Raw genomic sequence first — 19,891 nt, 5'->3', positions numbered from 1 at the left:
CCATGCTCCGCGACGGAACCTTCTACGAACCCCGAACCCCCGAAGCAGCCACCACATGACCAACTCGGGCTTGACGAAAAACATAGAGGCACCCCCCCGCGGGCATCACGCGGAACGCACCCGCCGCCGCTAACGACGGCAGACGGAGGCTCGTACAACGGTCGTCCCGCGTCCGTGCCCGCCAAAGGGCAGGAACACGGGACGACCGGCCGGTGAGAACCGGCAGTCAGTGCAGGCTTGCGGCCACGCGGTGCCGGAGTCGCGGATCATCGATCTCGTCGAGCTCTCGCCAGGCAGCGTCCGAAACCTCTTCGGTCTGCAGGTCGCCGATGTCCGCGGTGGTACGGAAGAGGAAGCGGAAGTCGAAGTGCTGATGGGCGGGCTCGTCCTTGGCGGGGTTGGCGTCGATGAGGTGGATGTCGATGTGGAGCGGGGTCTCGCCGTGTGGCGTGACCACGCGGGGCGGGATGCCGGTCTCCTCGGCGAGCTCCCGGCCGGCGGCCTGCAGGAGCGTCTTGTCCGAGGGCTCCAGATGGCCACCAGGCAACAGCCACTTCTGGGTCGCGTTGTGGAGGATGTGCAGGATGCGCCCGTCGGGGCCGACGAGGATCGCACCGGCGGTGGCGTGGCCGGGCAGTGTCTTGCGGCTGGTGAGGTCGTCGCCGTCCTCCAGCAGTCCGAGGACGATGGCGAGTTCACGCTTGTCCTCGGGGTGCTGATCGAGGTAGGCGGTGATGGTGGTGCGGATGTGGTCGGCTGTGACGGTCATGGTGATCACCTGTTGAAGTAGGAGAGCCAGGTCGCCGCGATGGCCTCGCGGTCGGGTGCGGGGACCTCATGGATACCGGGGGCGAGGTCGCCGCGGGTGAGCATCCTGATCGCGGCGAGGATCTCGGCCTGGACCAAGAAGATGAACGGCCCAACGCCGGCGCCGTGGACGAAGTTGACGGCGTTGCCGCCGTTCGCCAGATAGAAGTAATGGCCGGTGGTCTGGTAGCGGGTGACGTGGTCGCCGACCTGCGTACGGGTGTAAACGTCCGGGAGTCCGGCGAGGTCGAGTTCGTCCTCGCCGGAGGTGACGGTGGCGACGTAGGCGCCGTTGCGCAGGTGGGAGAAGTCCTCGCCACGCAGGGAGATCGCGCCGGTCGCGCAGAGCACCAGGCCGGCCCCGGTCAGAGCGGCCTCCCGGTCGCGGGCGACGGTGAAGCCCCGGGAGAGTGCCTGAGTGCGGCGGACCGGGTCGATGTCGAAGACGGCGACCTGGACGCCCTTGGCGTGGAGGAGCCGGGCGATCGACGAGCCCAGCTTGCCGAAGCCGATCACCAGGGCGGGGCGGCCGGGGAGGATGTCGCCACGGCCGCGCATGACGGCTTCGGTGGAGAAGACCACGGACTGGCCGACGAGGAAGTCCTCGGGGTCCTTCAGCGGCGAGCGGGCGACGGAGCTGACGGGGCAGGGCAGTTTGTCGAGGTCCTCGTAGCGGCGGTGCCCGTTCTCGGTGTCCTCGATGACCCCGGCGAGCCGGCCGGTGAAGCGGCTGTGGACCTCGGCGAGGCTGGGGGCGAAGTAGCCGCCGACGTCCAGTAAGGCGACGGTCTGATCGGCGGCCCGCGATTCGAGGTAGTCCAGAGCGTCGTCGGCCTGGGCGAACATTTCGCGGGTGAGCGTGTCGACCATGTGCGTCTGCGCGACCTCGCGCTTCGCGGCCGGGTGGACGGACTTCGGCTTGGGCAGCACCGCGGTGAGCCGGGTCATCGCGGCGACCGCGCGGACGAACGCAGGACGCTCGGCCAGCAGGTGGGTGATCAGGAACGACGCGGTCTGCTCGTCGGGGGTGAACTGGGCGGCGATCCGGGCGAAGTAGGCGTCCAGCCGGGCGCGTTCAAAGGCTTCCATGGCAGTTCCCTCTCTCATCCGTTCCGTCCGGGGCCGTGCGGGAAGATGCAGACTCAGTGGGTGCGAGCGCGTCCGAACAGCATCCGGTCGGCCGCGAGCACGGTGTCCGGGTAGGCGTCGAACTCGGCGGGGCCGGCGGACTGTGGCAACGGGTCCAGCCCGAGCAAGAGGACCGCCTCGCCGTTGCGGGCGACCAGCTCGCTCCAGGCCCGGCGGGTGGGCAGCCCCAGCTGGCGGGAGGCGCCGGGGACGTACACCAGAACGTGGTCGCCGACGATCTGCAGGCAGCGCTTCCGGCACCGGGACGACCTCCCGCGGCCCGGTCAGGCCACCGAGGCTGGCGGACAGCCGCAGCATCCGCGCCCCGATCGTCGCGGCGGCACCCGGGCCGGTCAGAGCTGACGGATGGATGATCAGAATGTGCGCGACCTCGTGGTCGTCTGGACGGATGCCGAACCAGGTCCAGGTGGCGAGCGACACCAGCAGTCGCAGTTCGGGGCCGGGCAGGTTGATCAGGACGCTCATACCGTCGTCCCTCCCGCGGCCTTGAAGCAGGCCCAGACGATCTTCCCGAACGGGCGGCGGTCCTGAACTCCCCAGCCGTCGGCGAGCGCATTCACCAGGACCAGTCCGCGTCCGGAGGTGTCGGTGTCGGCGGCCCGGCGAGCCTGGGGGTGCTGGCTGCGGCTGTCGTGCACTTCCAGGCGTACGACTTCCTCGTCGGCGTCGAGCTTGATCAGGAAGCCATGTCCGGGGGCGGTGCCGTGGACCAGTACCGGTAGGCCACTGGCGAGGTTTCCGCTGTGCGGGTCCTTTTCCAGTGGCCTCCGGCCCGAACCCGCCGTGCACCTTTTCGGTGCAGCGGGCTCTCCAGTGACTGCTGCGTGGTTCTCACCCAGGTCACGCATGGATGCCTCCGTGACAGGGCGGGCAGACCACAAGGGTTCTGCGCCGCTTCTTGAGCATCAGTAGCGCCCAGGCGGGTCGTTCTTCCCGGCCGTGTAGCTCTGCCAGTGAGCGAATTTGGTGTACTTGCACCTCAGTTCGCCTCTCGCAGAGTTCACACCGTCCGCGTTGGAGCCGGTCGATGAGCTGGCTGCCGCGCGGTCGGCTGCGCGGGGTGAACATGGTGGACGGAAGGTCGTCGAGGACGGCCGTCCGTTTCCGGGTGAGGGGAATGCCGCCGAACCGTGCGACCAGTGGTTTCCTGCCCTCTCGTTCGATTCTGGCTTCGAAGCACCTGCGTGGTCCCTGGGGTGTCTTGATGGTCGTTTTGTAGCGGTTGGCCATCGTGGTCACCCTTGACCGGTGCTTGGCGGCCAGAGTCTTGAGCAGGGAGGTCAGCATGACCCCCTTGAGCCGGTCGAGTTTCCACACGTCGCCGGCCAGCAGGTAGTACTGGACGATGCCCCGGTACTGGGCTCCGTAGAGACTGATGATGTCGAAGGGTGTGCATCCAGTCAGTGGGTCCAGGTGCGCGGGTTTGCCGTGCTTGACGAACGGGGCGCATTTGGCCTTGATCACGTCCTTGGGCACGCGGAGCGAGACCTTCCCGTTGATGGAGCGCATGCCGCGATTGACACGGCCGCCCCGGGAGACCTTGGCGTCAGCGTGTTGGACGGTGATGTCGTAGCCGAGGAAGCGGGCCGCCTGGGTGCGGCCGTGGGTGATCAGCGTCTTGCTCTGGTTGAGCTCCAGCTTGAGGTCGTCACGCAGGAACGCGGCCAGGCGCTGTTTGATCGTCTCGGCTTCGGCCTTGGGTCCGGTGAACCCGAGGAGGTGATCGTCCGCGTAGCGGATGTAGCGCAGCCGCCGGTAGTCGGGATCATGCGGATCCCCGACCGGATGGCGGCGTAACTCCTTGCGCCACTGACGGACTTGAGCGGACTCGGTGTGCTCCTTTCTCTTGGCGAGCCGCTGCCGGGTGTTCCAGATCGCGTTTTCCAGCTTCTGGTACTCCGGGTTCTTCCTCCGAGAGGTTCCTCGGGTGTATTCCGGGATGAGTACTGTCTCGACGAAGGTGTCCAGCCGGTCCATATAAATGTTGGACAGGAGCGGAGAGAGGACGCCTCCTTGCGGGGAACCCGACAGAGTGGCGTGCCATTTCCAGTCCTCTACGTATCCCGCCTTGAGCATCTGTTGGATGAGGCGGAGGAACCGGTTGTCGCGGATCTTCTCTGACAGGATGGCCAGCAGGACCTCGTGGTCGAGCGAGCCGAAGCAGTCGGAGATGTCTCCTTCGATGAACCAGGTTGTCCCGGTCCATTTGTGTGCCACCTCGGACAGTGCCGTGTGGCAGCCCCGGCCGGGACGGAAACCGTGGGAGCGGCCGGAGAACCGCGGCTCGTAATACGCCTCCAGCAGGAGGCGGATTACTTCGCCGACAAGTTTGTCCGACCAGGACGGCAGGCCGAGGGGGCGCGTCTTCCCGTTGGATTTCGGGATGTGAACGCGTCGTACCGGGCGGAAGCGGTAGCGCTCGTGGCGCATGGCTTCGGTGATGCGCCCGATCTTGGCTTCGGACATGCCGTCTGCGGTCTCCCCGCAGGCCCCAGGGGTCATTGCGCCGTGGTTGGCGTAGATGCGCCCGTAGGCCAGCAGATACAGGTTCGGGTTGAACAGCTGTCGATACAGCTCATCGCACGGCAGGCCACGCCTGCCGCGTTCACGCAGGACATCAAGTACCGCTTCGGCGCTCTGCATTACGCATACCTCCCAGCATCGTGATGTCCGAGTCACCTGGCCCCCTTCGCCCTGTGGACGGCTTTCCCGTCCTCCTTGGCAGGTCGTTACTCCCGCGACTACTACGGGGCCTCCGTCACCTTGGGACTCGCGTCCTTTAGGTGATCCCATGTTCGTCTCTGTTGTACGTATCTAGCGTGACTTAGGCGCCCCACTCATCTCCTTGAATTCCCTCATTGGGAATCATCCCGCGATCCGAAGGGTGCAGTGGATACGCATTTACTCCACCGCAGGATGCGGCGCCGGTGGCAAGTGCAGGTTTCCGGCGGATGCGACACATTTCATCCTTTGGAGATTGGGGTTCAGGCAATCCAGCTTTCGCCATATCACGCGGGCCCCTCAACGCATCGCTTCCACACTTGAACACGATCGCTGATTTTCTGACATGCTGCGGTCCCCTTCCTCTTTCGAGTCCAGGTAAGTCATCAGGCCCAAGAACCTCCCTTCAGTTCCTCCCGGTTGAACCGGGGATACAACAGAGCGCCTCATGGCGCACGCGCGTTGGTGGCGAGCTCGGAGGCGCAGAGCCGGACGTCTTCGCCTCGGTCCAGCAGACCCCAGCCGGTCAGGGCCTCGGTGGTGAAAGTCCGCGCCTGGCCGACCGATTCGGGCCGGGACTCGAAGAACCTCTGGATCGTCTTGGTCATCGCGATGGTCCTCATGACTCGGCATCCACGACGCGAGTGGTGCCGGAGTGCGGACAGCGGACGGGGCCGCTTCGAGGGACGGTCGAGTGCATGGGGCGCGGGCGCCGGACCAACAGCAGCCGAGCACCGGCCGATTCGATCTGTCGCTCGCGTTCGGTCGCTATGGCTTTCGGGCCCAGGTGCGACATGGCGGGGGCGACAACGCCGTAGACGTCCGGCAGCACGAGCACGTCCAGCAGGCCGGTGAACGCCGGCGACATGAACCCCGCTCCCGCGGCGCGGTCGGTGAAGACGCCGGACAGCTGCAGCTCGTGGCTGCGGCAGTACTCGGCGAGGGAGGCGACCAATGCGTCCTGCCGCGCTCGGGAGACCCGTATCAGCCGAAGGAAGCCGTACACGACCGGGCCGCTGACGGCGCGATGCTCCGTGAGGGGTTCCATGCTCAGGACCGTCCAAAAGGATCGACAAGTAGTGACGCTCCGAGCGTGACGTCCGGCCAACTCGCGCTCAATCACCGGCCGTTCTACTTGCGTTCCACTTCCGTCCCGGCGCCTCGTCGGATCTGCTTCGATGACCGGTGGAAGGGAGTGACGCGTGGCGACCGTGCACCACTGGACCGGCCTGGAGGCCAAGGCCCTGCGGCTCGCCCTGCGACTGAGCGTGCGGGCCTTCGCCCAGCAGCTCGGCCTGGCCGTCGCGACCGTGTCCAAGTGGGAGTCCAAGCTCGCCGACACCGAGCCCCGACCCGACACCCAGGCCATCCTCGACACCGCCCTCGGCCGCGCGGACGCTGCCGTCCACCTGCGGTTCGAAACGCTCCTGTCCGAGATGACCAGCCCGGTGCAGAACGCCAGCCGACGGCGCGTCACCACCTCCGGCCCCAGAGCCTGGGAGTACGAGTCCTGGGCCGACGACCTCGACCGCGTCGTGGTCGCCCTGTCCCGGCAGAACTTCGCCTTCGCCGACAGTCTTCTGACACGTTGGCTGAGCCGGTTCAAGGCTCACGAGCTGGACGAGAAGGGCCTGTATCTCTTCGCCCGCTCAACCGCTCTGCTCGGCGACCTCAAGCGCGATCAGGGCGCCGTACTCGGCCCGCTGTCCGCCCAGCATTCCTATGCCGGCGCCCGAGCCGCCTTCATCCAGCTCGACATCCCCCGCCGCGTCGCCCAGCTCGACCTGTCCCTCGCGGTCGTCACCGAGATGTCCGGCAAGCTGGAGATCGCCGCCCGTAACTACGAGACCCTCGCCGTCGACGACCGGCTCGCCCGGCGCGACCAAGCCCGCGCGAGGCTATGGGTGGGAACAGCGCTGAGCAAGGACGGCCGGCACGACTACGCCACCCGCGTCATGCAGGCTGCGACCCGCGACTTCGAAGACCTCACCGAACCCGACGACTGGTCCGTGGCCCACCAGAAACTCGCCCTCGCCCGCCGCGGCGCCGGCGACCTCACCCAGGCCCTGCACTTCATCGACATCGCCCGCAGCAGCGGGACCGCTGACTCACCGATGCAACGCGTGCGACTGGACACCGCTCATGGCCACATCCTGCTCTCCGACGCGGCGAGCCGGGATGATGGACTCCACGTCCTCGACCAGGCCGCCCGGACGGCCGCGCAGTACGGACTCGTGCACCAACTGCGCAGTATCGAGAGCATCAAGGCCATGAACGAGGGGCGGACCGGCCCCCGGCAACGGTGACCAGGGAGAAGACGCGTGCGTAACGACCAGCGGACCATCACCGAGGACCAGTGGCACCAGGCCGAGCAGATCTGGGACTACCACCAGATGCACCACGAGCTGCGGCCCGCCAACGTGGCCATCGGGCTGGGCAGCCACGACCTCGGCGTCGCAGCCCACTCCGCCGAGCTTTATCGCTCCGGGCTCTTCCCAACCCTCGTCTTCACCGGCGGCAACAGCCCCACCACCGCCAAGGTCTTCCCCCGCGGGGAAGCCGTCCACTTCCGCGAGCACGCCATCGACCTCGGCGTTCCCGCCGAGGCGATCCTGCTGGAGCCCGACGCGACGAACACCGGACAGAACATCACCCTCTCCCGCGAGGTCCTCGCCGCCGCCGGCATCCACCCCACCACGCTCCTGCTGGTCTCCAAGCCCTATATGGAAAGGCGATCGTTCGCGACTGCGCGCAGGTTGTGGCCCGACGTCGAGATCCTCTGCGCGTCGGAGCCGCTGGAGTTCGACGACTATCTGAAGTCCATCGGCGACGAGAAGCTCGTACTGGACATGCTCGTCGGCGACCTCCAGCGGGTCATCGAGTATCCGAAGCTCGGATTCGCCATCGAGCAGGAGGTCCCGGAGGACGTGCATACCGCGTACGAATCCCTCATCCGCGACGGCTTCACCAGCCGACTCATCGCCTCGTGACCTGCTCACCCCAGGCGGACTGTGCGCAATTCACCAGCCGAACTCCCTGCCCCGACTGACCGCGCCGGCCAAGTCGTTCGCGGCGGACTGCTGCATCGTCCTGGACGACGTCCAATTCGCTCGCCGCGACTACCGGCATCGCTGCCGCCTCGCCACGTTGGGCGACCCTGGACAGCAGCGGCGGCTGTCCATTCCCGCCCACTCCCGCTTCACCACCGACCGCGACAGCACCCGTGTCCTGCGCCGCGGCGTCCAGGCAATCCGGCGAAACCGCGCCCCGGTAGGCGACGGGGCCGGGTTGGCAACGCTGCTGGATCATCCCGCTTCCCAAGCTGAGGCTCCCGGTACATCGGCGCAGACGGACCCGTAAGGTTCTGCCCCTGGTGACGGCGACTGTCCGCGAGTGGCGCGATGAGGAAGGGTGGGGCGTCGTCGACTCCCCCGAGACGCCCGGCGGATGTTGGGGCCACTACTGCCGCATCCAGACGGAAGGCTTCCGCGCGCTGTCACCAGGACAGCTGGTAGATCCCCAGGGGGAAGCCCCCGGCTTCAAACAGGACGGGTGCAGCTATCGGGCAGTGAACATCACGCCTCGGCCCGCCTGACATCCACGCATGACATCAACGGCGGCGTACAGCCAAGACCCGGCGTAAGCCGTTGTGACACCGCGGCCGCTACCACAGCTTGCGGTGGCGCCCCGTTGATTGAACTCCTGAAAGAGCCAGTTCGGAGGGTTGGTTCTCCCGAGCTGGCCCTTGACCGAGTCTCCGAGCTGATGGGGCCACTCCGGGACTGAATATCCGGGGCGCGGGGAGGAACGGCCGAAGCCGTGGGATGTCTGGGATGTCGATGACGAGTTGTGGGCGGATATCGAGTCGCCGGCGCCCGGAGCAACCGTGTAGGTAACCGTGCTCCAGGCCCGGTTCCGCCGTCCGCCATACGTGAGCGATGAGTGAGCAATGCCTGAGCGGACGGTGGAGCACGGGCTGATCTCGCACCACATGCCGTAAGCAGTACCGCGACGTACCCCCAGCACCGCCGTCATCGACAACTGGGCGGAGCCAGACTCTTTACGTACCCGTCCGGTTGATGTGCGAGCGGCGCCCCCGGACCACGTTCCGCTACCGCACACCCGCGCCAACGCGATGGCGCCCACCCGGCATCTCATCTTCGGCCCTGCCATCACTGGCGGCGCGCGATGCCGCGGCGCTCACGAGGCTGCACTGCCGGAGCGCCAGCCCGCTCCCCTCCGGACTCACCCCTCCGCCTCCGCCATCTCCACAATGCGGCGGAGTTCGGTGATGTGTCCGGCCAGGGCCCGGCGTCCTTCGGGGGTGAGCGCGAGCCAGGTGCGTGGATGGGAGTTGCCGCGGACCTTGGTGACGGTGACGTAGCTCGCCGCCTGGAGGACCTTGACGTGTTTGCTCAGTACCGAATCGCTCACCTTGAGCGCGTCGCGGACCACGGAGAACTCCATGGCGTCCACCGCGGCGAGCGTGGTGCAGATCCGCAGCCGGTTCGGGGCATGGATCACCTCGTCGAAGGCCGCGTCGGTCATCGTCCGGCCTGGATGTCGTGGCGCGCGACCGCGTCGACGCGGTACCCCACGGCGGTGGTGAGCACCCCGACCACCAGCCCGGCGGCGGCGATGGCCCAGTGCACCTGCGCACCCCACTCCAGGTACATCCCGGTCACGACGACGAGCACGGAGACCAGTGCGTAGATGCCGAAAAGCCTGGTGGCGCCGGGAGTTGCCGTGTAGCGGTCGAAGGAGACGCCCGTCACCCGCCGGACCGCCAGGCCCAGGAGGACCACCACTCCGACGAACAGCGGAACGGCCCATGTCGCCATCCGCAGGCTCATCGAGAGGAAGAGCAGCGCGAGCGTGACGCCCATCCCCACGTGGTACCACCAGGGGCTGGCGACATGCGCCGCCACCTGGGTGCGGGAGGCGGCGACGGCATCAAGGGCCTCGCGTGCGGAACTGGCGTCCAGCCCATGAGGGTTGCGTGAACTGTTTTCCATGTTGGAAAACAGTACAAGCCACTTTCCGACACGGCAAGTGGTTGCGTCGGCGCGGTACGGAGCCGGCCGGGCCACCCGCGACGGACGGTCCGGCACTCGCTCCGCGCCCGAGGGATGCGGGGCGTGACGAGCGGACTCCGAAAGGTAAAGAGCTGTTGAAGTCAGCCTCCAGTGTGTGTAATTATCGCGAATGCTGCCCGAGCGCAGCTAATGCTCCAATATTTGACGAGGGGGACGTTGAAGCATGGGTGCTTTGCTGTCAAAGATGGTTCGGCGTGGAGCGCGTCGCCAACGGCGACCTGCCGCTCTCTGACACTCGCCGCTCTCTGAGGCGCTGCCAGCCAGGAGCCTCACGGCGAGTGATCGCATCGATAACTTTTCCGGGCGTTCTGCCCGTATGCCTGGCTGTGTGCGTGAAATCTTCAGGCGAATGAGGTGTGGCGCGGCTGCCGTGACCGCGCGCGCCGAATTCGCTTCACATGCATTCGTATTGCGAGGTCCCGATTGACCACCGAGACCCAGCACGATCGTGTCGGCAATTCCCGTCCTCTCGACAAGTCTTGGCTGCCGTGGGGTGGCGCGCCTTCGTCGAAGGACCTGTTTTGCTGGTACGGCATCTGGCTGGTATTTGCCTATTCGTTCGCCATGTGGCCGCTCAAACCCTGGCTGATCGGCACGAATCCCGTACTCCTGGAGGCGATGACCGGCGCACCGAGCGCCATGACCGCCGCGGGCGCGTTCGCGCGCGTCGGCGAGGCCCCGCTGGCCCTGGTGATGGCCGCCGGCATCGTCGGGATGACCAAGTTCGCCTGGGTGTTCTGGCTGGCCGGCCGGCTGTGGGGCCGGAACATGATGCGGTTTCTCACCGGCCCCGAAGAGAGCGGCAGGGCCAAGCGCCGCCTCGGCCTGCTGACCCGTGACACACCGGCGAGGCGGTGGATCATCGGCGCGGCCATCGTGCTGGAGCGGGTGCCGATGGTGCCCGGTCCGCTGGTGTTCGCCTCGGCCGGCTGGGTGGGCATGGGCCTGCCGCTCTTCCTGACGCTCAACCTGATCGGCGGGGCCGTCTGGACCGGGCTCTACGCCGGTCTCGGCTACGCCATCGGGCAGCCCGCGGTGGACATCGCCGAGACCGTCTCGCAGAACGCGGTGTGGGTATCCCTGGCGGTCATCTTCGGCGGCCTCCTGGTGCAGATGGCGTGGGGCCGCCTGCGAGCCGCCAGGAGACGTGCGTGACCCTCACTCTCATCGTCAACGACGATCCGCTGCTGCGGGCCGGACTGCGGATGATCATCGAGTCGGCCGACGACCTGGAGGCCCGGATCGCGGGCGGGGCCGAGGCACTCGCCGAGGCGCGGCGCTGGCGCCCCGACGTCGTCCTGCTGGACATCCGCACGGGCGGCACGAACGGCTTCGCCCTGCTCAAGGACCTGCTGGAGCTGACCGACCCGCCCCGGGTGGCGGTACTTTCCTCGCCCGCGGTCGGCAAATCCGTCCTCACCGCCTTACGGATGGGAGCGGCCGGCTGCCTGCTGAAGGACACCGGCCCCGAGGAGCTGCTGGCGTCGGTACGTGCGCTCGCCGTCGGCAACACCGTGCTGTCCACCCTCGCCGCCTCCCTCCTGATGGCGGAGCTGGAGGACGACGCGGAACACTCCGACGCCTCGTCGGAGGCCCGCCGGATGGCCGAGTCGTTGAGCACGCGGGAGCACGAGGTGCTGACCATGATCGCCGAGGGGCTGTCCAACGCCGACATAGGGCGCCGGCTCATGCTGGGCACCGGCACGGTCAAGGACTGCGTGAGCGACATCTTCAACAAGCTCGGGGTCGTCAACCGCGTACAGGCGGCGATGGTCGCCTACCGGGCGCGGCTGCCCATGGCCGGCCCCCCGACGCCCGAAGCCGCCTGACGGCGGTCCCGTACCGATCCCGTGAGCTCCGGCGGTCCCACCGCCGGAGCTCGCTGCTTTCCGGCCAGCCGCCGACCGCCCACCGGCCCGGCGCACCAGTCGACCGGCGTCATCCGCCTCGAACCCGACGCCATCCCTCCTTTTTTCACCGCCACTTGGCTGGCGGCAGCAGACCAATGGCGGCTGGTCCGGCCCACCGGAATCCGGAAATACTCGTCTCGGTAAGAAGGAGTGAACGGGGGAGATATGCCGGGCTTTGAGCTGGGCGAGTCCAGCGGAACGCTCGCTGGGGAACAGAAGAAGAAGGAGCACAGGGAAACACCGAAATTCCGGCCGGCGGATCTGGACGCGTTCCCGGAAGTTGACGCACTGCTGAATCGACTGGGCTTCGGCGCCTTCGTCCGTGATTCGGTGTCCGCGCCGGTGGGCCGGAACCACGCCTGGTCCGGACGCACGGAAAGCGGGCGCCAGGTATTCGTCAAACATCTGGTGGGCACCGCGCCGGACGTAGCGGCGCGAATGCGCCGGATGCTGGCGTTCGAGGACTTCGTGGGGAGCGTGCCCGAGCTGGCCGGCCACGTCCCGCCGCTGCTGGGCCACGACCGGGACGCGGGGCTGGTCGCCTTCGACCATGTGACCGCGAAGAGTGGCGCAGAACTGATGGTTGACGAGACGTTCGGCGAGGACCTCGCCTTCACCGTCGGGCAGAAGGTCGGTGCGCTGCACGCCGCCGCCCCCGTCGGCGAGATGGATGACACGCCACCCGCGCTGCCGAACCCCGGCCTGCTGCACGCGCTCCCGCTGTCCATGTACAACGAGCTCAGCTTCGCCGAGTTGGAGGCGTGGCGGCTCATGCAGCACGACACCGGGCTCCGCGAAGGTCTGGAGAGACTGCGGAGGTGGGAGAAGGAGGCGCCGCGCGTCCCCGCCCACTGCGACTTCCGGGTGGACCAACTGCTGGTGCGGGACGACGGATCGCCCGTCATCGCGGACTGGGAGGAGTTCCGTTCCGCGGATCCCGCCCGGGACGTGGGCGCCTTCGCCGGTGAATGGCTGTACCGCTCGGTTCTCGACATCGTCACCAACCGGGGCGACGGCGAAGTGCAGTTCCCCGACGTCGAGTTGTCGCACGAACAGGTGCTGACGCGCGGCGCGGAGAAGATCGAGCGCCTGCTCCCGCTCGTACGGCGGTTCTGGCTCGGCTACCTGACCCGCCACGAGGCCGGCCCCGGCTTCGCCGAGCGGGCCACGTCCTTCGCCGGCTGGCATCTGCTGGACCGGCTCGTCGCCGGTGCGGCGCAGGGGCAGCGGCTCTCCGGAATCGAGCGGGCCGCCGCCGGAATCGGCCGCAACGCCCTGATCACACCGGACAGGTTCGCCGCCGTTCTCGGATTTGAGGAAGTGCGATGAGTGACGTTTCCGTATCCCGTGCGCTGCTCGACGCCGCCGGCCGCGTCCAGGTGGCCGCGGACCGTTCCGGCGCGACGGTGGGCGGGCGGCAGATCGAGGCGGAGACCCCCAGAGAGCTGCGGCGTCTGCTGTCCGACGCGCTCTACCACGAGCTCCACGCGGGCCTGACGATGGAGGAGGGGGCGCTCCCCTTCCGGCTGCGCGACGCCGCGTTCGAGGCGGAGCTCGCCGAGGGCGTACCGCACCGGGAGACGACGGCGCGCGGTCTGGTGCGGGTGGCCGGGGACCAAGCGCATGTGGTCGAGCTCGGCGGGCTCCTCGTACGGGTACCGGCCGAGCGTGTCCGCGCCGAGGGGCCCGTCTCCGCCGGCAGCGTCGTCGACGTGGTCAACACCTCGATGCGGCCGGGTCTTTCGCCCGGGTTCTTCCTCGTCGAGGGCACCCGGCCGCACCGATCCGCCGATCTGCTGCGGGTCTACCTCCACATCGCGGAGTGGAGCGCGGCGCGGCCGGTCTGGCAGGCGGTGCTCGGCCATCTGGAGACGCACCGGCTGACATACCGGGCGAAGGTGATCTCCAGCAAGCTCCTCTACCCGCGCCGCGATGCCCTGGTCGTCTATCTGGACGAGCGGGACCGGCACGCCGCCGCGGACATCGCCGACGTCGTGGGCGGCCTGCCCGGTATCGGCGAGGAGACCTCGGTGTTCACGCACCGGCTCCGCCCGGGTGTGGCCATGGCCTGGGAGCCGCGTGACTCCTCCCCCGGTATGGACAGTCTGAGCTTCGGCCAGCACCGGGCCAGCGTGCTGGCGAAGGCCCTGGTGGAGACCGCCGACGCACCGGACTCCCTCGCCGGGGTCCTCCACGGCCACCTCGTCGCGGCCAATATCGACCCCGCCGACCCCTCCCGCAACCTGAACTCCCCCGACATCAACCTGAATTCCCCCGACACCCGCGAAGCCGGACAGGCCCCGAGCTGAGGTGCTTTCCAGGGGGCGTGAGTGCGCCTCCTGGATTCATCTCAGAATTCCACGAGAGGGATATTCATGGACAACAAGAGCGCGGTCATCACCGACCTCGTCGCCGGCTACAGCACCTACACGGAGGCCGGTGAGCTGAACGTCAGCGCCGCCGCGGGCGCTCCGGCCACCACCTACATCTGTGCCTCCGTGGCCATCTCCCGCACCAGCTCGGTCAAGTGCAGCGCGGCCGCCAGCGCCATCAGCGGTGCGACGTACGAGTGGACCTGCTGAACCACCCGCAGCACCTTTTCCCACCAGTCAGTCCGACATTTCCGAAGGATGTGAAGCCATGAAGACCACCGCCATCATGGAGCTCGTCGCCGGCTACGAGGTCTACGCCGACTCCGCCGAGCTTCAGGTCGACGCGACCGTGAACGCTCCGGCGAGCACCCCGGCCTGCGGTGCCGCGACCGTGTCGTGGATCGTCAGCCAGTTCTCCGCCAAGACCGTCAAGGACGGCTGCTGAACCTCCGTTCCGAGTGACCGGCTTCGGTCACTCCGGTCTTGAGCCGGTGCGGGCCGCCATGTGGCGGCCCGCACCCGGCCCTCGCACGCCGTCGGCACCGCAACACACCTGGGGGAACCTCACGATGGACGACCTGGCTCATGTCGGGCATCTGACAGATCTGGCCGACCTGCTGCGGCCGGCCGCGATCCGCGCGGCGGCGACGCTGGGTGTGGCCGACCACATCGCCGCCGGGGTGCACGACACGGAGCGGCTGGCCCGGCTCTGCGGGACCCGCACCGAGGTACTCGACAGCCTGCTCCGCTACCTGGTCTCGCTCGACCTGCTGGACCGGGACAAAAACGGCGGCTACGCGCTGCGGGACGCCGCGCGGCCGCTGCTGACGGACCATCCGCTCTCCCTGCGCGAGGCGCTGCGCCTGGACGGGGTGACCGGCCGGTCGGACACGGCGCTGCTGGGCCTGGTCCACACCGTCCGGACCGGGGAGCCCGCACACGTGGGGCTGTTCGGCCGCAGCTACTGGGAGAGCCTCGACGAGGACGCCACCGGCGCCGAGGCGATCGAGCGCGCCGCACTGGGGCAGCTCGTCTTCGACGCGGAGCTCATCCGCGACGCCTACGACTGGTCGGCCGTACGCAGCGTCGTCGACGTGGGCGGCAACACCGGCGCGATCCTGACCAGCCTGCTGGCGGGGCATCCGCATCTGAGGGGCACGCTCGTCGATCTGCCCGGCGTGACGCGGGTCGCCGCCAAGAACATCGCCGAAGCCGGTGTGCAGGACCGGTGCGAGGTGGTGGCCGGCAGCTTCTTCGACCCGTTGCCCGCACACCGGGACGTCTACCTGCTCTCGGCGATCCTCGGCGACTGGGACGACGCGCAGGCGGTCGCGATCCTGCGCCGCTGCGCCGAGGCCGCGGGCGGGACCGGCAAGGTGCTGCTCGCCGACGTCAGCCTGGATGTCGTCATGAAGAGCGACGACACGGCCCGGACGGAGCTGCTGCTGCGCGCCATGATGCCCCGGCCGGTACGGACCGTGGCGGAGCTGACGCGACTCGGGCGCGCGGCGGGCCTCCGGGTGACCTGGCAGGGGCCGGTGACCCCGGTCCGGTCGTTGATCGAGTTCTCGGCCTAGGAGATCACTGCTATGAGCGCCCCGGTCACCGACAAACCGGTCCTGAACACGGAGGGAGCCCCGGAGCGGCTGTTCATCCTCCGCGAGATCTTCCGCGGCCGCCGCCTGCTGCTGGCCGGCATCCTGGGACTGTCCCTGATCGCCACGGCGGCGACGCTGGTCCTCCCGTGGACGGTCGGCAAGCTTCTCCAGGCGATCCAGCTGGGCGGCGGCCTGGCCGAGTGGACGTGGCTCATGGTCGCCGTCGGCCTCGGCTCCGCGATCGCCAACGCCCTGGCCACCTATCTGCTCTCCCGGATCGGCCACCAGATGGTCTGGCGGCTGCGGGAGCGCAGCATGCGCCACTCCATCGGCCTGGGGCTGCGCACCGCCCGCCAGGAGGGCACCGGGAACCTCGCGACGCGGCTCACCGCCGACGCCGCCGCGCTCAAGAGCATCGTCGACATCGGTCCGATCCAGCTTCCGATGTCGCTGGTCACCCTGGTGGGCACGATGGTGATCATGGGCGTGCTGGACTGGGTCCTGCTCGTCATCACCCTGGCGGCCTTCCTCGTCGCGGTGGGCGTGGTCGCGGTGGTCGTTATCGCGCTGCGCCGCAAGTACGTGGCGATCCAGAACCAGGTCGGCTCGCTCACCGAGCACTTCGTCGCGACGATGGAGGCGCTGACGGTCATCAAGGCGTGCCGTGCCGAGCGCACCGTGTCGGCCGAACTCGCCGGCCGCGCGGAGCGGGTGGCCCGGTGCGAGATCGGCGCGTCCGCGATGGAGGCCCTGATCGTCCCGGTCATCAACCTGGGCCAGCAGATCGCTCTGGTGGCGGTCATCCTGGGCGGCGGCGCCCGGATCGCCGGCGGCGATCTGGAGCTCAGTACCTTCGTGGCGTTCCTGCTCTACCTCTTCCAGCTCACCGCACCGCTGATGATGGCGATGTCGGGCATGAGCACGATCCAGGCGGGCCTGGCCGCCCGTAAGCGCTTCGAGGACCTGTTCGCCCTCCCGGCCGAGGGGCTCGACGCCGGGGCGGCGGGCGACGCCCCCCGGCTGCCCGTCGCCGGGGCCCCCGCCGTGCGGTTCGAGAAGGTCCGCTTCGCGTACGGCGAGGAGCCCGTCCTCAACCAGGTCGATCTGACCGTCCCCGCCACCGGGCTGACCGCCATGGTCGGGCTCTCCGGCTCCGGCAAGTCCACCGTTCTCGGGCTGGTCGAGCGGTTCATGGACCCGCAGGAGGGCCGCGTCGAGGTGTTCGGCCACGGTGCGGACCAGTGGCCGCTGGCCGATCTCCGCAGCCGGCTCGCCTACGTCGACCAGGGCGCCACGCTGCTGCGCGACACCGTGCGCAACAACCTCACCATCGGCCGGGAGATACCGGTGGCCGACGAGGACCTGCTGCGCGCGTTGCGGGACGTCGGCCTGGAAGAGGAGATCACCCGGCTCCCCGACGGCCTCGACACGGTGCTCGGCGGCAACCACGACCTGTCCGGCGGCCAGCGCCAGCGCCTGGCACTGGCGCGGGCGAGCCTGTCGGACGCGCCGCTGGTCCTGCTCGACGAACCGTCCTCGCAGCTGGACACCCTCAACGAACTGCGGCTGCGCCGCCTCGTCGACGAGATCGGCCGGGACCGGGCGGTGCTCGTGGTCGCCCACCGCATCTCCACGGTGCGCCACGCCGACCACGTGATCGTGATGGACGGCGGGCAGGTGACGGCCGAGGGCCGGCACGACGACCTGATGCGTACCAGCCCCATGTACGCCGAGCTGGTGCACGGGCAGGCACTGGGGACTCCCGAGAAGACGACCGCGGCCCTGACCGGAGGCGACCGATGACCACCTACTCCCTCCTCGCCCCGAGGGTCCCCTACCGCCCGGAGCAGTTGCTGCCGTACGCGGCGCTCACCCAGTGGAGCGACGCGCACCGCATCTGGCAGGGGCAGGCGCTGCTGAACGATCCGTTCCAGGACTTCACCTACGCCGCCGCCTGCGGCTTCCGCGTACCGACCGGCACCGGCGTCACCCTGATGCCGCTGCGCCACCCCCACCAGGCCGCCATTCAGGCCCACTCACTGGCGGTCGCCAGCGGCCATCCGGTGGTCGCCGGTTTCGGGCCGGGCGCGGCCTCGTTCCAGGCGAGCCTCCTGGGCGCGCCCTACCGCAGCCAGCTCGGCGCCGTGCGGGAGTACGTCACGGTGATGCGCGGCCTGCTGGAGAAGGGCGAAGTCGACCACGTAGGCGAGTACTTCACCTGCCGCGCGGAGCTCGCCCCCGTACCCCGGCCGCCCGTGGAGATCGGCCTGGGCGTCCTGCGGCCCCGGATGGCCCGGCTGGCCGGGGAGATCGCCGACGTCGCGATCACCTGGCTGACCCCGGCCGCATACGTCCGCGAGGTCGTGGTGCCCGCGCTGCGCGCCGGCGCCGAGGCCGCCGGCCGCCCCATGCCCCGGGTGGTGGTGATGGTGCCGCTGGCGCTCGCGGCACCGGACCGCGACCCGGTCGAGCTGGCGGGGGTGAGCAGCACCGGCCACACCATGCTGCCGCACTACGCCGATATGCTGCGCCGCTCCGGTATCGAGACCTCGACGCAGGACCCGCGCGGCAATGCCGGGGCGCTGCTGTCCGGGGGCGCGTTCCTCTACGGCGACAAGGCGGAACTCGCCGCCCGGCTCCAGGAGTTCGCGGACGCGGGCGCGGACGAGATCGTGCTCAACGTCACCGGGGTGCACCTCAAATACGGTGAGCGCGCCTCCCTCACGGAGCTGGAAGCCCTGCTGTCGGCGGTCGCCCGATGACCGACGAGCCGTACGACGGCGTTCTCGACCCGGGGCTGCGCCGGCTCCTCCTCGTGGTGACGGGTTCCGCCTATGCCTGGTCCACCCCGTACTGGCTGGAGCTGCTGCGTCAGCACTGCCCCGACCTGGAGGTCCGGGTCGTACTGACCCGGAGCGCGGAGCGGTTCGTGACGCCGCAGGCCATCGGCGCCCGGGTGGGCGGAGCCGTCTCGTCCGATGTCTGGCCCGACGACGAGTCCACGGCACGGCATGTCGAGTGGGCGGAGTGGGCCGAGGTCATCCTCGTCTACCCCGCGACCCTGCACTTCATGGCGCGCTTCGCGCTGGGGCTGGCGGACAGCCCGGCGCTGCTCGCCGCCCAGTGCACCCGGGCGCCGGTCGTCCTGGCGCCCGCGCTGCCGCCGGGTGCCCTGGAAGGCGCCGCGGTCCGCCGGCACTGGGCCGCCCTGGCGGCCCGGCCCAACGTCGTCCTGGTGCCGCCCGTCGCCGGGCGGAGCCTGACCACGGGGCGCGAGGACGCCTGGGTGCCGCCCCCGTTGCCCGAGGCGCTCCGGCTGCTCGTGGAGCACCGTGCCGCAGCGGCCGCCGCTCCCGAACAGCCGCGGCCCGGCGCGGAGTTCGGCACCGGGCTCCTGCGGACCTCCTGCCATGCGCTGCCGGCCGGCGGCCACCGCTGGCGCCGCGAGCCGGGCCCGCTCGCGCCGACGCCCTTCCGGGCCGCCGGCGGTGAGATGTACCGGCTGCTCCAGGGCGTCGGGGAGCTCGGCGACGCCCGGCTGGCGCTGGGCACCCCGGACGGCCCGGCCCGCCGCTACGACGTACGCGGCGAGGTCTCTGCCGCGCATCTGCTGCTGCACCAGGGGCCCGCCGCCGAACTGGCGGAACCCCTGCGCCACTTGGGCCGGTTGCTGCGCGCCGTGCACGACCTGGAGCCCCCGGCCGGGACGCCGACCGGGACGTCCCGGGGGCTGGCACGGCTCGACGACTGGCTGACCGGCCGGGCCGCCGACCCGCGTGCGGCCTGCGCCCAGGGGCAGGTGCGCCGGAGCCTCGGTGAGGAGCGCTGGGCGCAGGTGCGCGCCTGGCACACCCGGACGGTCACCGACACCGACACCGCCGTCGCCCATGGCGCGGCCGGTCTCGGCGCGCTCGTCGTCGGCCGCGACCCGTCCGGTGTCGACCTGCTCACCGGCGAGGACGTCTGCCTGGCGCCCTGGTACGTCGACCTGGGCTGGGTGGTCGGGGAACTGGTGGAGCTGCAGTGGCAGGTCGGCGGCGACAAGGGGGCGTGGCAGTCCCTCACCGACGCGTTGTTCGAGGGGTACGGCCGTGACCTGGGCCCGCGCTGGAAGGAGCTCGCCGCGCTGCGGATCCTGCTCCACGTCCATGACATCGCCGCCTACCTGGACGATTTCGACCGCGGTTTCGACCACTACTGCGACTTTCTCCGCTTCCTCATCGATCTCTAGCCACGGG

General features: G+C 69.3%; 23 protein-coding genes. 14 read left to right on the top strand and 9 right to left on the bottom strand.

Going from position 1 to position 19,891, the window contains the following annotated elements; genetic code table 11:
- Positions 1-226: 226 nt before the first annotated feature.
- From IH09_RS11800 to IH09_RS11770, 7 genes are all read right to left on the bottom strand, one after another.
- Entirely contained in the window at positions 227-769 is a 543-nt protein-coding gene (locus tag IH09_RS11800; protein ID WP_052856112.1) for an NUDIX hydrolase, read from the bottom strand.
- Positions 770-774: 5 nt separating this feature from the next.
- Entirely contained in the window at positions 775-1,896 is a 1,122-nt protein-coding gene (locus IH09_RS11795) for an adenosylhomocysteinase (RefSeq protein WP_052856111.1), read from the bottom strand.
- Between the two features lie 53 nt (positions 1,897-1,949).
- Positions 1,950-2,153 carry a hypothetical protein gene (locus tag IH09_RS39810; RefSeq protein WP_052856110.1) on the bottom strand — a complete coding sequence of 68 codons (204 nt, stop codon included), beginning with the start codon at positions 2,151-2,153 and terminating at the stop codon, positions 1,950-1,952.
- 264 nt (positions 2,154-2,417) lie between these two features.
- Complete coding sequence (locus IH09_RS11785; protein WP_240151109.1) at positions 2,418-2,804, bottom strand: ATP-binding protein; 387 nt, start codon at positions 2,802-2,804, stop codon at positions 2,418-2,420.
- The gene (locus IH09_RS11780) at positions 2,797-4,599 is read right to left on the bottom strand and encodes a reverse transcriptase/maturase family protein (RefSeq protein WP_172451032.1); all 1,803 of its coding nucleotides are present in this window, start codon (positions 4,597-4,599) and stop codon (positions 2,797-2,799) included. The genes IH09_RS11785 and IH09_RS11780 overlap by 8 nt, the downstream gene beginning before the upstream one ends.
- 524 nt (positions 4,600-5,123) lie before the next feature.
- Positions 5,124-5,285: an ATP-binding protein gene (locus IH09_RS11775; protein ID WP_240151108.1), complete on the bottom strand. Its 162-nt coding sequence runs from the start codon at positions 5,283-5,285 to the stop codon at positions 5,124-5,126.
- 11 nt (positions 5,286-5,296) lie between these two features.
- Positions 5,297-5,725 (bottom strand): hypothetical protein, encoded by a 429-nt coding sequence (locus tag IH09_RS11770; RefSeq protein WP_052856109.1) that lies wholly within the window; start codon positions 5,723-5,725, stop codon positions 5,297-5,299.
- A gap of 154 nt (positions 5,726-5,879) precedes the next feature.
- Between IH09_RS11770 and IH09_RS11765 the strand changes: the two genes are divergently transcribed.
- The 4 genes from IH09_RS11765 to IH09_RS39805 are packed head-to-tail and all read left to right on the top strand — an operon-like array spanning position 5,880 to position 8,272.
- Positions 5,880-6,983, top strand: a complete 1,104-nt coding sequence (locus IH09_RS11765; protein WP_052856108.1) for a helix-turn-helix domain-containing protein — start codon at positions 5,880-5,882, stop codon at positions 6,981-6,983.
- A gap of 15 nt (positions 6,984-6,998) precedes the next feature.
- Positions 6,999-7,667, top strand: a complete 669-nt coding sequence (locus IH09_RS11760; RefSeq protein WP_052856107.1) for a YdcF family protein — start codon at positions 6,999-7,001, stop codon at positions 7,665-7,667.
- Positions 7,561-8,037, top strand: coding sequence for a WbqC family protein (locus tag IH09_RS37005; protein ID WP_318279436.1), 477 nt, complete (start codon positions 7,561-7,563; stop codon positions 8,035-8,037). The genes IH09_RS11760 and IH09_RS37005 overlap by 107 nt, the downstream gene beginning before the upstream one ends.
- A gap of 10 nt (positions 8,038-8,047) precedes the next feature.
- Positions 8,048-8,272 carry a S1 domain-containing protein gene (locus IH09_RS39805; RefSeq protein ID WP_110952225.1) on the top strand — a complete coding sequence of 75 codons (225 nt, stop codon included), beginning with the start codon at positions 8,048-8,050 and terminating at the stop codon, positions 8,270-8,272.
- A 650-nt stretch (positions 8,273-8,922) separates the two neighbouring features.
- Here IH09_RS39805 and IH09_RS11755 read toward each other — a convergent pair.
- A complete protein-coding gene (locus IH09_RS11755) occupies positions 8,923-9,225 on the bottom strand; it encodes a transcriptional regulator (protein ID WP_052856106.1) in 303 nt (100 codons plus the stop codon).
- Complete coding sequence (locus tag IH09_RS11750) at positions 9,222-9,692, bottom strand: hypothetical protein (protein WP_240151107.1); 471 nt, start codon at positions 9,690-9,692, stop codon at positions 9,222-9,224. The genes IH09_RS11755 and IH09_RS11750 overlap by 4 nt, the downstream gene beginning before the upstream one ends.
- 504 nt (positions 9,693-10,196) lie before the next feature.
- Between IH09_RS11750 and IH09_RS11745 the strand changes: the two genes are divergently transcribed.
- The 10 genes from IH09_RS11745 to IH09_RS36995 all read left to right on the top strand — a co-directional run bounded on the left by IH09_RS11745 (position 10,197) and on the right by IH09_RS36995 (position 19,884).
- Complete coding sequence (locus tag IH09_RS11745) at positions 10,197-10,928, top strand: DedA family protein (RefSeq protein WP_143682217.1); 732 nt, start codon at positions 10,197-10,199, stop codon at positions 10,926-10,928.
- Positions 10,925-11,602, top strand: coding sequence for a response regulator (locus tag IH09_RS11740; protein WP_052856104.1), 678 nt, complete (start codon positions 10,925-10,927; stop codon positions 11,600-11,602). Before IH09_RS11745 ends, IH09_RS11740 begins: the two co-directional genes overlap by 4 nt.
- 246 nt (positions 11,603-11,848) lie before the next feature.
- Complete coding sequence (gene lxmK, locus IH09_RS11735; protein ID WP_052856103.1) at positions 11,849-13,012, top strand: class V lanthionine synthetase subunit LxmK; 1,164 nt, start codon at positions 11,849-11,851, stop codon at positions 13,010-13,012.
- Positions 13,009-13,992 (top strand): T3SS effector HopA1 family protein, encoded by a 984-nt coding sequence (locus IH09_RS11730; RefSeq protein ID WP_052856102.1) that lies wholly within the window; start codon positions 13,009-13,011, stop codon positions 13,990-13,992. Before lxmK ends, IH09_RS11730 begins: the two co-directional genes overlap by 4 nt.
- 66 nt (positions 13,993-14,058) lie before the next feature.
- Positions 14,059-14,265: an LxmA leader domain family RiPP gene (locus IH09_RS11725; RefSeq protein ID WP_052856101.1), complete on the top strand. Its 207-nt coding sequence runs from the start codon at positions 14,059-14,061 to the stop codon at positions 14,263-14,265.
- Positions 14,266-14,323: 58 nt separating this feature from the next.
- A complete protein-coding gene (locus tag IH09_RS38965; RefSeq protein WP_165484722.1) occupies positions 14,324-14,500 on the top strand; it encodes an LxmA leader domain family RiPP in 177 nt (58 codons plus the stop codon).
- A 124-nt stretch (positions 14,501-14,624) separates the two neighbouring features.
- Complete coding sequence (locus IH09_RS11720; RefSeq protein WP_052856100.1) at positions 14,625-15,632, top strand: methyltransferase; 1,008 nt, start codon at positions 14,625-14,627, stop codon at positions 15,630-15,632.
- Positions 15,633-15,644: 12 nt separating this feature from the next.
- Complete coding sequence (locus tag IH09_RS11715) at positions 15,645-17,456, top strand: ABC transporter ATP-binding protein (protein WP_052856099.1); 1,812 nt, start codon at positions 15,645-15,647, stop codon at positions 17,454-17,456.
- A complete protein-coding gene (locus tag IH09_RS11710) occupies positions 17,453-18,415 on the top strand; it encodes an LLM class flavin-dependent oxidoreductase (RefSeq protein ID WP_052856098.1) in 963 nt (320 codons plus the stop codon). Before IH09_RS11715 ends, IH09_RS11710 begins: the two co-directional genes overlap by 4 nt.
- Positions 18,412-19,884 carry a flavoprotein gene (locus tag IH09_RS36995; protein WP_110952224.1) on the top strand — a complete coding sequence of 491 codons (1,473 nt, stop codon included), beginning with the start codon at positions 18,412-18,414 and terminating at the stop codon, positions 19,882-19,884. Before IH09_RS11710 ends, IH09_RS36995 begins: the two co-directional genes overlap by 4 nt.
- The last annotated feature ends 7 nt before the right edge of the window (positions 19,885-19,891 follow it).

This window comes from Streptomyces celluloflavus (genome assembly GCA_000720995.1).
GTDB lineage: Bacteria > Actinomycetota > Actinomycetes > Streptomycetales > Streptomycetaceae > Streptomyces > Streptomyces celluloflavus.
Note: the sequence above shows the minus strand (reverse complement) of the source record. Positions and strands in the feature narration are given on the sequence as shown.

Bases quoted from the DNA above. Each gene is read 5' to 3' on its own strand.
- IH09_RS11800 (WP_052856112.1), bottom strand. From the start codon at position 769: ATGACCGTCACAGCCGACCACATCCGCACCACCATCACCGCCTACCTC.
- IH09_RS11795 (WP_052856111.1), bottom strand. From the start codon at position 1,896: ATGGAAGCCTTTGAACGCGCCCGGCTGGACGCCTACTTCGCCCGGATC.
- IH09_RS11785 (WP_240151109.1), bottom strand. From the start codon at position 2,804: ATGCGTGACCTGGGTGAGAACCACGCAGCAGTCACTGGAGAGCCCGCT.
- IH09_RS11780 (WP_172451032.1), bottom strand. From the start codon at position 4,599: ATGCAGAGCGCCGAAGCGGTACTTGATGTCCTGCGTGAACGCGGCAGG.
- IH09_RS11775 (WP_240151108.1), bottom strand. From the start codon at position 5,285: ATGACCAAGACGATCCAGAGGTTCTTCGAGTCCCGGCCCGAATCGGTC.
- IH09_RS11770 (WP_052856109.1), bottom strand. From the start codon at position 5,725: ATGGAACCCCTCACGGAGCATCGCGCCGTCAGCGGCCCGGTCGTGTAC.
- IH09_RS11755 (WP_052856106.1), bottom strand. From the start codon at position 9,225: ATGACCGACGCGGCCTTCGACGAGGTGATCCATGCCCCGAACCGGCTG.
- IH09_RS11750 (WP_240151107.1), bottom strand. From the start codon at position 9,692: ATGGAAAACAGTTCACGCAACCCTCATGGGCTGGACGCCAGTTCCGCA.
- lxmK (WP_052856103.1), top strand. From the start codon at position 11,849: ATGCCGGGCTTTGAGCTGGGCGAGTCCAGCGGAACGCTCGCTGGGGAA.
- IH09_RS11730 (WP_052856102.1), top strand. From the start codon at position 13,009: ATGAGTGACGTTTCCGTATCCCGTGCGCTGCTCGACGCCGCCGGCCGC.
- IH09_RS11725 (WP_052856101.1), top strand. From the start codon at position 14,059: ATGGACAACAAGAGCGCGGTCATCACCGACCTCGTCGCCGGCTACAGC.
- IH09_RS38965 (WP_165484722.1), top strand. From the start codon at position 14,324: ATGAAGACCACCGCCATCATGGAGCTCGTCGCCGGCTACGAGGTCTAC.
- IH09_RS11720 (WP_052856100.1), top strand. From the start codon at position 14,625: ATGGACGACCTGGCTCATGTCGGGCATCTGACAGATCTGGCCGACCTG.
- IH09_RS11715 (WP_052856099.1), top strand. From the start codon at position 15,645: ATGAGCGCCCCGGTCACCGACAAACCGGTCCTGAACACGGAGGGAGCC.
- IH09_RS11710 (WP_052856098.1), top strand. From the start codon at position 17,453: ATGACCACCTACTCCCTCCTCGCCCCGAGGGTCCCCTACCGCCCGGAG.
- IH09_RS36995 (WP_110952224.1), top strand. From the start codon at position 18,412: ATGACCGACGAGCCGTACGACGGCGTTCTCGACCCGGGGCTGCGCCGG.